Consider the following 12,632-nt stretch of genomic DNA (forward strand, 5'->3'; position numbering starts at 1 on the left):
TATAAGTAAAATCTCAATACTCGTATCTCAATCCTCAATACTAATATGAAGATACAACACTATATTTCAGGAGCATTAATGATCGGGCTTGGTCTACAGGCAATCTCATGTTCCAGTCAGAAGAATTTAACAACAGCCAAATTGGGACTTAACAAGGAATTTGTCCAAACTAATCTTGAAGACGCACATAAACAGATTACCTATCTGGCTGCATCCATAAAGGAGTCGGATATTCCTACTACCTATAAAGATGGAAAATATGTCAATTGGGGTTCTAGCTGGTGGTGCTCCGGATTTTATCCGGGTACCGTGCTCTACCTTTATGAATATACAAAAGATGAAAAGTTGTTAGATGAGGCAAAACGGAAATTAAAACATTTAGAAAAGGAGAAAAACAACAAAGGGACACATGATCTTGGGTTTATGCTGTATTGTAGTTTCGGTAATGCGTTACGGTTGACAGGTGATTCTACTGCTTACAAAGAAGTGCTAAGTACTGGTGCGGCTTCATTGGCAACACGCTTTCATGAGGCTCCGAAAACCATCCGCTCATGGGACGGTGGTAAGAACTGGGACGGGCAACCGTGGACATATCCTGTTATTATCGACAATATGATGAATCTGGAATTTCTGACCGAAGTATCTAAAATGACGGGGGACAAAAGGTTTCGGGATATTGCTATCCAGCACGCGAATACGACCATGGTCAATCATTATCGAAAAGATTACAGTTCTTATCACGTGGTGGATTATGATCCAGGTAATGGAAGCATAATCGCGAGAAAAACAGCCCAAGGAGCATTCGATGAGTCTGCCTGGGCAAGGGGACAAGCTTGGGGATTATATGGCTATACCATGATGTACCGAGAAACCGGTGAAAAGAAATACCTGGAACAAGCGCGGAATATCGCAAAGTTTTACCTTAATCATCCCAATCTTCCAAAGGATCTGATTCCGTATTGGGATATGGATCAAAATAAACTGACCAAGGAAAGTAAGTATTATAATCAAAAGGATCTGCGTGACGTTTCTACTGCTGCGGTTACTGCTTCTGCATTGTTGGAATTAGCCCAGTATACACAGGGGAGCGAAAGCCAGTCGTACATTTCCAAAGCTGAGCAGATGTTAAAGTCGCTTTCTTCTAAACCGTACAAAGCAGATTATAAAGAAGCTGGTGGTTATATATTGAAACACAGTGTCGGTTCTATTCCACATAAAACGGAGGTAGATGTCCCATTGACTTATGCCGACTATTATTACGTAGAGGCGCTGATCAGATATAACAGGATGCTCAATGGCGAAAAAGTGATCAAGCAGTAGAGACATTATCGATGTGCAAGGAACTAGGTCAACTAGTTCCTTATCAAAATAAATACTTCCAGTCATATGAACTATAAAAAGTTAATCACTATCGCATTAATATTCCCACAGGTATTATTTGCTCAGCAGAAAGAGGTACATAGCGGTTTGCAACAACGAGCATATTTGGTAAAAACGCTTACCAAAATTGCTGATCCTGTATTAACGTCATTGAGTAAAGGCGAACTGGTAAAAACAATGCCTGTAGAATCGCGCAATAATTCAGATCGTACAGGCGCTACTTATTTAGAGGCATTTGGAAGATTGATGGCTGGAATGGCGCCCTGGCTCGAGCTAGGACCGGATGAAACACCTGAGGGTATGCTGCGTAAGAAATACATCGATTTGTCGATTACTTGTATAAAAAATGCAACGGATCCCAATAATCCAGATTATATGAATTTTAGAAAGCATCCCAAAACACAGAGCCAAGCGTTGGTGGATGCTGCATTTTTGGCGCAGGCGTTTCTGAGGGCACCAAATCAACTTTGGGGTAAATTGGACGATCAGACAAAAAAAAATGTACTTGCTGCCTTCAATCTAACGCGTGAGATGGACGCATACAATAATAATTGGGTATTGTTTAGTTCCGAAATCGAGGCATTTTTCTTAAAATACGATAAAGTGGTTGATAAAAGACGGTTGGATAGAGCGATTGATCTGATGGTGTCGTGGTATAAAGGTGATGGAATTTATGGTGATGGACCGAATTTTCATTATGATTACTACAATAGCTTTGTAATACATCCGATGCTTTTAGAGACCAGTTTGGAACTAAAGAACGCTGGTTTAGATACAGCGAACCTTTATCCCATATTCTTAGATCGCGCCAGAAGATACGCGACCATACAAGAACGTTTAATCTCTCCAGAAGGAACTTATCCGCCAATCGGACGTTCATTGAGTTACCGTTTTGGTGCTTTCCAGTTGCTTTCCAAAATGGCGTATATGCATGAACTAGAAAAAGGAATCGAACCGGCTCAGGTGCGATGTGCGCTTTATACGGTCATAAAAAGACAGATTGAAATGCCGGGAACTTTTAATAGCTCCGGTTGGTTAAATATCGGTTTTGCTGGCCATCAACCGGAAGTGGGCGAAACCTATATTTCTACTGGAAGTGAATATTTATGCTCAGAAGCCTTCATTATTCTGGGCTTACCACCAAACGATCCACTGTGGACTGCTCCCGATGCAAGTTGGACAGCTAAAAAGGCGTGGAATGGTGAAACAATGATTATAGATCACACGTTGACGCCGGATATTATTGGAGCGGATGTTTACAAAGAGCGGAAAAAATAACAAGTATAATAAAGATGAAATCAACTATTTGTTAGTTCTGATCATAATGCTATTGGTTGCTTTGGTGATAATAGTGGATTCTTATTGAAACATGCTGTCGGTAGTTTACCCGATAAAAGTTTTTTAGATGAGCTATTGGCGTACGCTGATTATTAGTATATGGAGACTGTGCTCCATTTTAATAACCTTGGGAAAGGAAAAAGATAATTGATATTCGAATATGGTAAGAAAATAATCTGGGGAGGATTGGAACGACCATTACATATATTTTCATGAGATAAGTAATCGATTCAGTTTATCCTGTTAGTAAAAACATGAAAGGAGGTTGCCTATGATGTATTGAAGGCAGAGTTTTTTTGATAAGCTCTAAGAAGCTTATCGTTTATTCAATTATTTATAAACAATTTTAAATTATGTTAAAAAAAACTTTTATAGTAGCATTTATGCTATTGATCAGCGTTAGCTTATTGGTTCATGCGCGAGATCATGGAACCACAAATCTTGTTAAGGGATCGAAAGCAGCAAATAAAACTTTAACGACTCATCTCTCCAAGAAAAAGATAGCGGGTAAGAGTGCAGCGAACCTTAGCGATACTTTTGAGTTTTATGTCTGGAATTTTACCAGTTCACCTATTTATTTAACTTTTAGCCCCAATTTTTCTGGTGGTTCAACTCAACATGTTACTGTCCCAGCAAATACGCGGGGATATACGGTTAATCTGCAAAGGGGAAGTCATTATATCTATGCAAGTTGCCCATACGGACTATCTATGCGATATATGATGAGTTGTGGTTATTCGGGATCAGGACAGTACTATACATTTGAAAATGTCTTTTTATCTGATACCCAGGGGTGTACTTCTTTGGATATAGAAAACGAATAATTAATAACACGATATTTGAAAAAGCCTGTCTCATTTTTTTGAGACAGGCTTTTTGATAAAATTTAGGATCAATTCGGCCTCAATGAATTGCTGACTTTTAAGGGCTGTTTCAGCCTCAGTACTAGTTTGTCTGTTCTCCGGCTATTGCTTGCTCCATCATTTATTCGTGTCACAAATTCATTTATAACTGGTTTGGTTCTTTTACAGGACAAGTAGAGGAAAGTTTTGCTTCAAATAGGATACTTATTGTAAATTAACAGGTAGAAAACAGGGGAATAATAGGGAGATTATACGCTTTTATCCGAATGAGGTCCGGACAAGGTCCGAATAAGGTCCCTATAAAGTCCCTATTAAATGAAAGTTAGATCCCAAGTTGAACCCTCGTTTTATACTTTAAGGGGGAGGGGCGATAGGATTTTGCGACCTTGACTATCTTGGTCTGATGTGTTGCTGCATTCTATGATTTATCGGGATTGTGATTTTTGTTTTCGTTGGTTATTTTTGTCCCTACTATTTAGTCTAAACATATGGAATAACTCGTACCTTTATCCCTATGACCGATATTCAGAAAAGATTCGACCGTATTCTTGCTATTTATATGCATCTGCAGGCGAAACCTGTGGTGACAGCCGCTGCGCTGGCGGAGAAATATGAGGTAAGTTTGCGGACGATCTATCGCGATATCCGATCCTTGATGCAGGCTGGGGTGCCGATTTATGGTGAAGCAGGAAATGGCTATTCCTTAGTCGAAGGTTATAAGATGCCGCCATTGCAATTTAGCCGCGAGGAGGCCCTAAGTTTTGTCGCTGCCGAGAAATTGGTCGAAAAGTATACGGACAAGAATCTCGCTCATCATTTTGCAACAGCAATGCTTAAAATGAAGGCTATTTTAAGAGGAAATGAAAAGGAGCATGTTGCCTTGCTGGGGGATAATTTTCTGGTGCGGGGCCAAAGGCATCAGTTCAATGAAAAATTAACCCATGGAACCAATACGCTTATTGAGAGTATCGCAGCAAAAAAATGTGTAGAAATCTATTATTCCAAGCCGTCAGACAAAAGCCCAGAAAAACGCGAAATCGAAGCTGTCGGCATTTTCGTGGAAAGTAAGTTCTGGTATGTCCTCGCATTTTGTAAACTCCGAAAAGATTATAGGCAATTTCGTCTGGACCGGATCAGTAATATCCGTATGCTCGATGAGGGGTTTGGAAAAGAACATCCTGAACTTTCATTTTTCCTAAATAAGAAACATGAGCTGCCAACAACGAAGGTCGTGGTGCAGGTAGACAAGGAGATGGCACGCTATATGGAATGGGATCGCCATTACTTCGGATTTCAAAAAGAGGTGGTGACCGATGATTATGTAGAAATGCACTTCGAGAGCATTCATGTGGAGGGCGGGTTTGCACGCTGGTATCTGATGTTTGCGGATAAAGGAAAGATTATAGAGCCCGAATCATTGAAAGGTACCGTGAAGCAATTGCTTGCTGCAGCGATCGAACAGGTTTAATCTGGGGATAGGAGCCTTGGGTCTCCCCATCATGAGATTAAAAAAAAATACTTGTCCGGTATCAGCGTTGAACCCGAACAAGTATTTGTACATTTTAAGATGTCAGTGATAATAAGCTGGCAGGTCTCCCAGATTATGTCGAGCGCGTCTTCGACTAATAATACTAGAATCTCCTATCTCAAATCTCATATCTAATATCGTTCATCTAACAATTAATCCCGCTCCCAGAAGAATGGCGGCTGGATACCCAGCAGGCGTAAATAGACAAATCCCTGCCCACGATGATGAATTTCATTGTCGATGAAATAAAGTATGCTGTGGATAATCGGTGATTTGTATTGGCCGAATAGGTTAAATTCTTCGGAGAAGCGTTCTTCCGAAATTTTGTCGAATAGCGCGCTGATCTGCGGAGTAGCCTCATCCCAGGCCTGCAAGAGTTGGGCTTTGGTTGTATAGTTGAATTTCTCATTAAGTTCACCGCTTTCGTTAGCGACAATTTCCTGTAGACCGGGAACCGCGATACCCAAAAGTTCCTGGGTCATTTCGGCGAATGTCCGCATGCCTTCTACTTTATAATTGAAAAGCGCTTCTTCTGGAAATTTTTCGATTACTTGTCTTGTTAAGTTTCTGTGCCCCAGCCAATGTGCAAGGAGTTCGTTCTTGGAAATGATTTCTTTTTTCATGATTATGGTATTTTACTGTAATTAATTTTAGTCTATATGATATGCCTTATGCTGCTAAGACAATTCAAAATTAGGTTAGTCGATGACAGCTGTATGGCAGCATTATGTTGGTGATCTTGTTTTTTTATTTTTTTGTGTGGGTGTTGGTGATAGGGAAAGAACGTCTTTAATTGGACGAATCGAAACGGGGAGCAGAACAAAGTAGAAAATAAAAAAAATAATTCACTAATTATTTGACAGTTATAAAAATGTTTGTAACTTTGCAGTCCCTTAATGGGAATAGTATGTCTTGAGCGAAGCCCTACTGCTTCGAAGGACTTTTAATTAATTAATTTACAACATGTCAGGTATTATTGGAAAAAAAGTAGGAATGACGAGCCTGTTTAACGCTGAAGGGAAAAATATTCCTTGTACAGTGATTCAGGCCGGGCCGTGCGTGGTTACGCAGATACGTACGGAAGAAAAGGATGGCTACTCGGCAATTCAACTTGGTTTCGACGAAGCTAAGGAGAAAAACACGACAGCTCCTTTGAAAGGGCACTTTGCGAAAGCAAACACAACGCCTAAGCGTAAGTTGGTAGAGTTTAAAACTTTCCCAGATGCAAAACAACTTGGTGACGTAGTTGACGTTACACTTTTCGAGGAAGGCGAATTCGTAGATGTAGTCGGTACTTCAAAAGGTAAAGGTTTCCAAGGTGTAATGAAACGTCATGGATTTGGTGGTGTAGGTGGTGCGACTCACGGTCAGCACAACAGATTACGTGCTCCAGGTTCATTAGGTGCTTCATCATGGCCTTCACGCGTATTCAAAGGTATGCGCATGGCTGGTCGTACAGGTGGTGACAGAGTTAAAGTTCAAAACTTACAGGTGTTGAAAGTTTACGCTGAGCAAAACCTTATCGTTGTTAGTGGTTCCATTCCAGGAGCTAAAGGTTCTTATGTAATCGTAGACAAATAGTAGAGATGGAAGTTAAAGTTTTAAATTTATCAGGTAAAGAAACAGGTGCCAAGGTGCAACTTCCTGAGTCGGTATTTGGGTTAGAGCCTAACGATCATGCGATCTATTTGGATGTGAAACAATACTTAGCGAACCAACGCCAAGGAACTCACAAATCTAAACAACGTAATGAAATCGCGGGTTCAACTCGTAAATTACACAAACAAAAAGGTACTGGTGGTGCTCGTGCGGGTTCTATCAAATCTCCATTGTTTAATGGTGGTGGTCGTGTATTCGGTCCTCAACCTCGTGACTACTCGTTCAAATTGAACAAAAAATTGAAACAAGTAGCGCGTAAATCAGCGTTGTCTTACAAAGCAAAAGATAATAACATTGTAGTATTGGATGAAGTAAAATTCGATGCGATCAAAACTAAAAACTATGTTGCTTTAATAAATGCGTTGAACGTAGCTGATGAGAAAACCTTATTGGTATTGCCAGCTTACGATGAAATTGTTTATAAATCAAGCAGAAACTTGAAAAAAGCAAAAGTTATTGTTGCTTCTGATTTGAATACATATGATGTATTAAATGCAACAAAATTATTGTTAACAACAGATTCTGTTAAAACTTTGGAGGAAGCATTAGCTAAGTAATATGGAAATTATCAAAAAACCTATCTTGACTGAGAAAGCTTCTATCTTAACGGAAAAATTAAACCGTTACGCTTTCAAAGTAGATCACAGAGCAAACAAAATCCAGATTAAATCAGCTGTTGAAGCTATGTTCGGTGTAACAGTTCTTGCTGTAAACACTGCAGTTGTAGCAGGTAAAGCGAAAAGCCGTTACACAAAAGCAGGTTTCGTTTCTGGTAGAGCTCCTAAGTATAAAAAAGCTATCATTACTATTAAAGATGGCGAAACTATTGACTTTTACAGTACTATATAATTTAAGATGGCAGTTAAAAGATTCAAACCGGTAACCCCTGGTACTCGTTTCAGAATAGGCGCAGATTATTCTGATGTTACTACAAACGTTCCTGAAAAATCGTTAGTAGTAAAAATCAACAAGAAATCAGGTGGTCGTAATAACTCCGGTAAAATGACTATGCGTTATCTCGGTGGGGGACATAAAAAAGTATACCGATTAATTGATTTCAAACGCGATAAAAAAGATATCCCTGCAAAAGTAGCTACTATTGAGTACGATCCAAACCGTACTGCTCGTATTGCCTTGTTGCATTACGCTGATGGTGAAAAACGCTACATCATTGCTCCAGCTGGTTTACAAGTTGGTCAAACTGTAGTTGCAGGTGATAAAGTTGCCCCAGAAGTTGGTAATACATTACCATTAGCAAACATTCCATTGGGTTCTATCATCCACAACATTGAATTAAATCCTGGTCAAGGTGGTTCAATTGCTCGTTCGGCTGGTACTTATGCTCAATTGTCTGCTCGTGATGGTAAATATGCCATCATCAAATTGCCTTCAGGCGAAACACGTATGATCTTATTGACATGTGTTGCTACAATTGGTTCCGTATCGAACCATGAAAGATCTAACCAAGTGTTAGGTAAAGCAGGTCGCAAACGTTGGTTAGGTCGTCGTCCAAGAGTTCGTGGTGTTGCGATGAACCCAGTAGATCACCCAATGGGTGGTGGTGAAGGCCGTACTTCAGGAGGTCACCCACGCTCACGTACAGGTGTATTAGCTAAAGGCTTCAAAACACGTTACAAGAAGAAAACATCGAATCGTTACATCATTGAGAGAAGGAAAAAATAATGGCTCGTTCAATTAAAAAAGGTCCTTATATCGATCACAACTTAGAAAGAAAAGTTCTTTCTATGAATGAAACTAACAAAAAGTCAGTTATCAAAACATGGTCTCGTAGATCAATGATTTCACCTGATTTTGTTGGCCATACCTTCGCAGTGCACAACGGGAATAAATTTATCCCTGTTTATGTAACAGAAAATATGGTAGGTCACAAGCTTGGTGAATTCGCGCCTACGCGTACATTCAGAGGCCACGCAGAAAAGAAAAAATAATAGGTAATGGAAGCAACAAAAAAACTTAAAAAGTCTGTCTTAATTAGACAACGCAAAGAGCAAGAGAAAGCTCAACAAGGTGGAGCTTCGGATGCCAAATTATTGAACTGCCCTACTTCGCCTCGTAAGATGCGTTTAGTGGTAGACTTAATTCGTGGTCAGCGTGTTGAAAATGCATTATACATTTTGAAACACTCAAGTAAAGAAGCTGCTGCTCGTGTAGAAAAATTATTATTATCTGCAATCAAAAACTGGGAAGCCAAAAACGAAGGTAAATCAGTGGAAGAAAGCGAACTTATTGTAAAAGAAGTATCAGTAGGTGGAGGTCGTCAATTGAAAAGATTGCGTCCAGCTCCTCAAGGTCGCGGATACAGAGTTCGTAAACGTTCAAATCACGTTACGTTGGTAGTTGATAGCAAATTAAACGTTGAACAAAACTAATTTATTGAGAAATGGGACAAAAAGCAAATCCAATAGGTAGCAGATTAGGAATCATCAAAGGTTGGGATTCTAACTGGTTCGGAGGTAAAAACTATTCCGATAAATTAGTTGAAGACGAAAAAATCAGAAAATATCTTTCTGTTCGTATTGCAAAAGGTGGTGTAGCTAAAGTTGTTATCGAAAGAACTTTAAAACGTATCACTGTTACAATTCACACTGCTCGTCCAGGTATCGTTATCGGAAAAGGCGGTCAAGAAGTTGACAAGATTAAAGAAGAGTTGAAAAAACTGACTAAAAAGGATGTTCAAATCAACATTTTCGAGATCAAACGCCCAGAGTTAGATGCTAAGTTAGTAGCTGAAGGTGTCGCTAAGCAATTAGAGGCGCGTATTTCATTCCGTCGTGCAATGAAAACTTCAATCGCTTCTACGATGCGTATGGGTGCAGAAGGTATCAAAATCATGTGTTCTGGTCGTTTAGGCGGTGCTGAGATGGCACGTACTGAACAATACAAAGAAGGAAGAACTCCTTTACACACATTGCGTGCTGATATCGACTACGCTTTAGCTGAAGCATTGACTACATACGGTAAAATCGGTATCAAAGTTTGGATCTGTAAAGGTGAGGTTTACGGTAAACGTGACTTATCTCCAAACATTGGTCAGGCATCTGGTGTAAAATCACGTGGCAACCACGAAGGTGGTGGCGAACGTCGTGACAACCGTAACAAAGGCGGTCGCGGTGGAAATAACCGTGGTGGAAACAGCCGTGGTGGAAGCAACCGTGGTCCGAAAAAAGATTAATAGTTTTATTTAGATTACAACAAAAACCTGCTGAAGAAGCAGATTTAAAAAGTATACGAACATGTTACAGCCAAAAAGAACGAAGTTCAGAAAGATGCAGAAAGGCCGCATGAAAGGTAACGCTTCTCGTGGAGCGGAGTTAGCTTTCGGTTCTTTCGGTATCAAAACAATGGAGCAAGCATGGATCACTAGCCGTCAAATCGAGGCAGCTCGTATTGCGGTTACACGTTATATGAAACGTGAAGGTCAAGTTTGGATTCGTATTTTCCCTGACAAACCTGTTACGAAAAAACCTGCAGAGGTACGTATGGGTAAAGGTAAGGGTGCTCCAGAATACTGGGTAGCAGTAGTACGCCCAGGCCGTATGTTATTTGAAGCAGAAGGTGTGCCTTTGGAAATTGCCAAAGAAGCATTACGCCTTGCAGCTCAAAAACTTCCGGTTCAAACTAAGTTTGTGATTCGTAGAGACTACGTTGAAGCATAAAAATCTTGGTAATGTCATCATTTAAGCGTTAGGGCCGTTACCCCTAACGCTATATATAAACTGATGATAACCCAAATAACAACTGAAAAAACATGAAAAATTCAGAAATTTTAGAATTATCTAATGAGGACTTAGCAGCTCGTCTTGTAGAGGAGAAAGCAGCCCTTACAAAATTGAAATTTGCACATGCTGTTTCAGCTATTGAGAACCCTAACGTGATCAAAGCAGCACGCAAAACTATCGCTCGTATCAGTACAGAGATCAGTGCACGCAAAGCTGCAGCTAAGAATGAAACAGCCTCTGAGGCGTAAAATTTAAAGTCGAAATGGAAAGAAATTTAAGAAAAACAAGAATCGGCTTAGTAGTTAGCAACAAAATGGACAAGTCTATCGTCGTAGCTGTTGAACGTAAAGTAAAACACCCTATCTACGGTAAGTTCGTTAAAAAAACTACTAAATTCAAAGCTCATGACGAAACTAATACCTGCGGTATCGGCGATACGGTATTAATCATGGAAACTCGTCCGCTGAGTAAAACAAAAAACTGGAGATTAGTTGAAATTATAGAAAGAGCTAAATAACATGGTACAACAAGAATCAAGACTTAATGTAGCTGACAATAGCGGTGCTAAAGAAGTTTTAGTAATCCGTGTATTGGGCGGTACGCGCAAGCGTTATGCATCAATCGGAGATAAGATTGTTGTATCGGTGAAAAGCGCTTTGCCTTCTGGAAACGTGAAAAAAGGTTCGGTTTCCAAAGCAGTAGTAGTTAGAACTAAAAAAGAAATCCGTCGTAAAGATGGTTCTTACATCCGTTTTGATGACAATGCTGCTGTATTGTTAAATAATAATGATGAGCCACGTGGTTCACGTATCTTCGGCCCTGTTGCCAGAGAGTTGCGTGAGAAACAGTTCATGAAAATTGTATCATTAGCACCGGAGGTTTTATAATTATGGCACAGAAAACAAAAACAACTAAGCACAAAATCAAAATTAAAAAAGGTGATTTAGTGAAAGTTATCGCTGGTAACTCTAAAGGTGTTCAAGGAAAAGTATTGACTGTTTTAGTGGATAAAAATAGAGCTATCGTTGAAGGCGCTAACATCGTAAAAAAACACACTAAACCAAGTGCAGCTAATCCTAATGGTGGTATCATTGAGAAAGAAGCTGGTATTCACATCTCTAATTTAGCTGTTATCGATCCTAAAACAGGTGAAACTACCCGTGTAGGTCGTAAGTTGAATGCAGATGGTAAATTAGTTCGTTACGCTAAAAAATCAGGGGAGGAAATTAAATAATGACTTACGTACCAAGATTAAAAGTGAAATATGCGGAGGAAATCCGTAAAGCACTTCAAGAAAAATTTCAGTATAAAAGTATTATGCAGGTTCCCAAACTTGAGAAAATCGTTGTTTCACAAGGTGTAGGAGCTGCAACAGCTGACAAAAAATTAATCGATAACGCTATCGCTGAATTGACTTTAATCACAGGTCAACAAGCCGTTGCTACAAAATCGAAAAAAGATATTTCAAACTTTAAATTACGTAAAGGTATGCCTGTAGGGGCACGTGTTACTTTGCGTGACAACAACATGTTTGAATTCTTGGATCGTTTGGTAGCAGTATCGCTTCCACGTATTCGTGACTTCCGCGGTATCAACGATAAAGGTTTCGACGGACGTGGTAACTATAACTTAGGTATCACTGAGCAAATCATTTTCCCTGAGATCAACATTGACAAAATCAACAAGATCCAAGGTATGGATATCACTTTCGTGACTTCTGCTCAAAATGATGTTGAAGCTTTAGAATTGTTGAAACAATTCGGTTTACCATTTAAAAATCAAAATACTAATAACAATGGCTAAAGAAGGATTAAAAGCACGCGAAGTAAAACGCGCTAAATTGGTAGCTAAATATGCGGCAAAACGTGCAGAATTAAAAGCTGCTGGCGATTACGTTGCATTAGATAAATTACCTAAAAATGCTTCTCCGGTACGTTTACACAACCGTTGTAAATTGACTGGTCGTCCTAAAGGATATATGCGTCAATTCGGTATCTCTCGTGTAACTTTCCGTGAGATGGCTTTAGATGGCAAGATCCCAGGGGTGAAAAAAGCTTCTTGGTAATTTAAAAAAAATACTTAATTTTGCCCGGGCAATTCAATTTAGGATTGCCGGGGTTTTTG

Annotated in this window: 19 protein-coding genes; 18 read left to right on the forward strand and 1 reads right to left on the reverse strand. The window is 39.6% G+C overall.

The window, feature by feature from the left end:
* Positions 1-45: 45 nt before the first annotated feature.
* The 4 genes from ABDW32_RS18415 to ABDW32_RS18430 all read left to right on the forward strand — a co-directional run bounded on the left by ABDW32_RS18415 (position 46) and on the right by ABDW32_RS18430 (position 5,049).
* On the forward strand, positions 46-1,320 hold the full coding sequence (locus tag ABDW32_RS18415; RefSeq protein WP_343565043.1) for a glycoside hydrolase family 88 protein: 1,275 nt from the start codon (positions 46-48) through the stop codon (positions 1,318-1,320).
* Positions 1,321-1,386: 66 nt separating this feature from the next.
* Positions 1,387-2,658, forward strand: coding sequence for a DUF2264 domain-containing protein (locus ABDW32_RS18420; protein WP_343565045.1), 1,272 nt, complete (start codon positions 1,387-1,389; stop codon positions 2,656-2,658).
* Between the two features lie 413 nt (positions 2,659-3,071).
* Entirely contained in the window at positions 3,072-3,542 is a 471-nt protein-coding gene (locus ABDW32_RS18425) for a hypothetical protein (protein ID WP_343565047.1), read from the forward strand.
* 553 nt (positions 3,543-4,095) lie between these two features.
* Positions 4,096-5,049 carry a YafY family protein gene (locus ABDW32_RS18430; RefSeq protein ID WP_343565049.1) on the forward strand — a complete coding sequence of 318 codons (954 nt, stop codon included), beginning with the start codon at positions 4,096-4,098 and terminating at the stop codon, positions 5,047-5,049.
* 212 nt (positions 5,050-5,261) lie between these two features.
* Here the strand turns inward: ABDW32_RS18430 and ABDW32_RS18435 are convergent, their stop codons facing one another.
* On the reverse strand, positions 5,262-5,732 hold the full coding sequence (locus tag ABDW32_RS18435; protein WP_343565051.1) for a DinB family protein: 471 nt from the start codon (positions 5,730-5,732) through the stop codon (positions 5,262-5,264).
* Positions 5,733-6,072: 340 nt separating this feature from the next.
* Here ABDW32_RS18435 and rplC point away from each other — a divergent pair, with 340 nt between their 5' ends.
* The 14 genes from rplC (at position 6,073) to rpsN (ending at position 12,573) form a co-directional block, all read left to right on the forward strand.
* Positions 6,073-6,690, forward strand: coding sequence for a 50S ribosomal protein L3 (gene rplC / locus ABDW32_RS18440; protein ID WP_077438124.1), 618 nt, complete (start codon positions 6,073-6,075; stop codon positions 6,688-6,690).
* Between the two features lie 5 nt (positions 6,691-6,695).
* Positions 6,696-7,325 carry a 50S ribosomal protein L4 gene (rplD, locus tag ABDW32_RS18445; RefSeq protein ID WP_070570413.1) on the forward strand — a complete coding sequence of 210 codons (630 nt, stop codon included), beginning with the start codon at positions 6,696-6,698 and terminating at the stop codon, positions 7,323-7,325.
* 1 nt (position 7,326) lies between these two features.
* Positions 7,327-7,617, forward strand: coding sequence for a 50S ribosomal protein L23 (gene rplW / locus ABDW32_RS18450; protein ID WP_077438123.1), 291 nt, complete (start codon positions 7,327-7,329; stop codon positions 7,615-7,617).
* Between the two features lie 6 nt (positions 7,618-7,623).
* Positions 7,624-8,451 carry a 50S ribosomal protein L2 gene (rplB, locus tag ABDW32_RS18455; RefSeq protein ID WP_077438122.1) on the forward strand — a complete coding sequence of 276 codons (828 nt, stop codon included), beginning with the start codon at positions 7,624-7,626 and terminating at the stop codon, positions 8,449-8,451.
* Positions 8,451-8,717, forward strand: a complete 267-nt coding sequence (gene rpsS, locus ABDW32_RS18460) for a 30S ribosomal protein S19 (RefSeq protein WP_002997495.1) — start codon at positions 8,451-8,453, stop codon at positions 8,715-8,717. The genes rplB and rpsS overlap by 1 nt, the downstream gene beginning before the upstream one ends.
* Before the next feature lie 6 nt (positions 8,718-8,723).
* Positions 8,724-9,158, forward strand: a complete 435-nt coding sequence (rplV, locus tag ABDW32_RS18465; protein ID WP_077438121.1) for a 50S ribosomal protein L22 — start codon at positions 8,724-8,726, stop codon at positions 9,156-9,158.
* Positions 9,159-9,169: 11 nt separating this feature from the next.
* The gene (rpsC, locus tag ABDW32_RS18470) at positions 9,170-9,961 is read left to right on the forward strand and encodes a 30S ribosomal protein S3 (protein ID WP_343565057.1); all 792 of its coding nucleotides are present in this window, start codon (positions 9,170-9,172) and stop codon (positions 9,959-9,961) included.
* 61 nt (positions 9,962-10,022) lie between these two features.
* A complete protein-coding gene (gene rplP / locus ABDW32_RS18475) occupies positions 10,023-10,445 on the forward strand; it encodes a 50S ribosomal protein L16 (protein ID WP_046674870.1) in 423 nt (140 codons plus the stop codon).
* Positions 10,446-10,537: 92 nt separating this feature from the next.
* Positions 10,538-10,756: a 50S ribosomal protein L29 gene (gene rpmC / locus ABDW32_RS18480; RefSeq protein WP_077438119.1), complete on the forward strand. Its 219-nt coding sequence runs from the start codon at positions 10,538-10,540 to the stop codon at positions 10,754-10,756.
* Positions 10,757-10,770: 14 nt separating this feature from the next.
* On the forward strand, positions 10,771-11,025 hold the full coding sequence (gene rpsQ / locus ABDW32_RS18485) for a 30S ribosomal protein S17 (protein WP_028071573.1): 255 nt from the start codon (positions 10,771-10,773) through the stop codon (positions 11,023-11,025).
* A 1-nt stretch (position 11,026) separates the two neighbouring features.
* On the forward strand, positions 11,027-11,395 hold the full coding sequence (gene rplN, locus ABDW32_RS18490; protein ID WP_028071572.1) for a 50S ribosomal protein L14: 369 nt from the start codon (positions 11,027-11,029) through the stop codon (positions 11,393-11,395).
* A 35-nt stretch (positions 11,396-11,430) separates the two neighbouring features.
* Positions 11,431-11,742, forward strand: a complete 312-nt coding sequence (gene rplX, locus ABDW32_RS18495) for a 50S ribosomal protein L24 (protein ID WP_172392456.1) — start codon at positions 11,431-11,433, stop codon at positions 11,740-11,742.
* Entirely contained in the window at positions 11,742-12,311 is a 570-nt protein-coding gene (gene rplE / locus ABDW32_RS18500) for a 50S ribosomal protein L5 (protein ID WP_046674875.1), read from the forward strand. The genes rplX and rplE overlap by 1 nt, the downstream gene beginning before the upstream one ends.
* Positions 12,304-12,573: a 30S ribosomal protein S14 gene (gene rpsN, locus ABDW32_RS18505; protein WP_028071569.1), complete on the forward strand. Its 270-nt coding sequence runs from the start codon at positions 12,304-12,306 to the stop codon at positions 12,571-12,573. Before rplE ends, rpsN begins: the two co-directional genes overlap by 8 nt.
* Positions 12,574-12,632: the final 59 nt, after the last annotated feature.

It is taken from the genome of Sphingobacterium sp. (assembly GCF_039596235.1).
Taxonomy (GTDB): Bacteria; Bacteroidota; Bacteroidia; order Sphingobacteriales; family Sphingobacteriaceae; genus Sphingobacterium.

Bases quoted from the DNA above. Each gene is read 5' to 3' on its own strand.
- ABDW32_RS18415 (WP_343565043.1), top strand. From the start codon at position 46: ATGAAGATACAACACTATATTTCAGGAGCATTAATGATCGGGCTTGGT.
- ABDW32_RS18420 (WP_343565045.1), top strand. From the start codon at position 1,387: ATGAACTATAAAAAGTTAATCACTATCGCATTAATATTCCCACAGGTA.
- ABDW32_RS18425 (WP_343565047.1), top strand. From the start codon at position 3,072: ATGTTAAAAAAAACTTTTATAGTAGCATTTATGCTATTGATCAGCGTT.
- ABDW32_RS18430 (WP_343565049.1), top strand. From the start codon at position 4,096: ATGACCGATATTCAGAAAAGATTCGACCGTATTCTTGCTATTTATATG.
- ABDW32_RS18435 (WP_343565051.1), bottom strand. From the start codon at position 5,732: ATGAAAAAAGAAATCATTTCCAAGAACGAACTCCTTGCACATTGGCTG.
- rplC (WP_077438124.1), top strand. From the start codon at position 6,073: ATGTCAGGTATTATTGGAAAAAAAGTAGGAATGACGAGCCTGTTTAAC.
- rplD (WP_070570413.1), top strand. From the start codon at position 6,696: ATGGAAGTTAAAGTTTTAAATTTATCAGGTAAAGAAACAGGTGCCAAG.
- rplW (WP_077438123.1), top strand. From the start codon at position 7,327: ATGGAAATTATCAAAAAACCTATCTTGACTGAGAAAGCTTCTATCTTA.
- rplB (WP_077438122.1), top strand. From the start codon at position 7,624: ATGGCAGTTAAAAGATTCAAACCGGTAACCCCTGGTACTCGTTTCAGA.
- rpsS (WP_002997495.1), top strand. From the start codon at position 8,451: ATGGCTCGTTCAATTAAAAAAGGTCCTTATATCGATCACAACTTAGAA.
- rplV (WP_077438121.1), top strand. From the start codon at position 8,724: ATGGAAGCAACAAAAAAACTTAAAAAGTCTGTCTTAATTAGACAACGC.
- rpsC (WP_343565057.1), top strand. From the start codon at position 9,170: ATGGGACAAAAAGCAAATCCAATAGGTAGCAGATTAGGAATCATCAAA.
- rplP (WP_046674870.1), top strand. From the start codon at position 10,023: ATGTTACAGCCAAAAAGAACGAAGTTCAGAAAGATGCAGAAAGGCCGC.
- rpmC (WP_077438119.1), top strand. From the start codon at position 10,538: ATGAAAAATTCAGAAATTTTAGAATTATCTAATGAGGACTTAGCAGCT.
- rpsQ (WP_028071573.1), top strand. From the start codon at position 10,771: ATGGAAAGAAATTTAAGAAAAACAAGAATCGGCTTAGTAGTTAGCAAC.
- rplN (WP_028071572.1), top strand. From the start codon at position 11,027: ATGGTACAACAAGAATCAAGACTTAATGTAGCTGACAATAGCGGTGCT.
- rplE (WP_046674875.1), top strand. From the start codon at position 11,742: ATGACTTACGTACCAAGATTAAAAGTGAAATATGCGGAGGAAATCCGT.
- rpsN (WP_028071569.1), top strand. From the start codon at position 12,304: ATGGCTAAAGAAGGATTAAAAGCACGCGAAGTAAAACGCGCTAAATTG.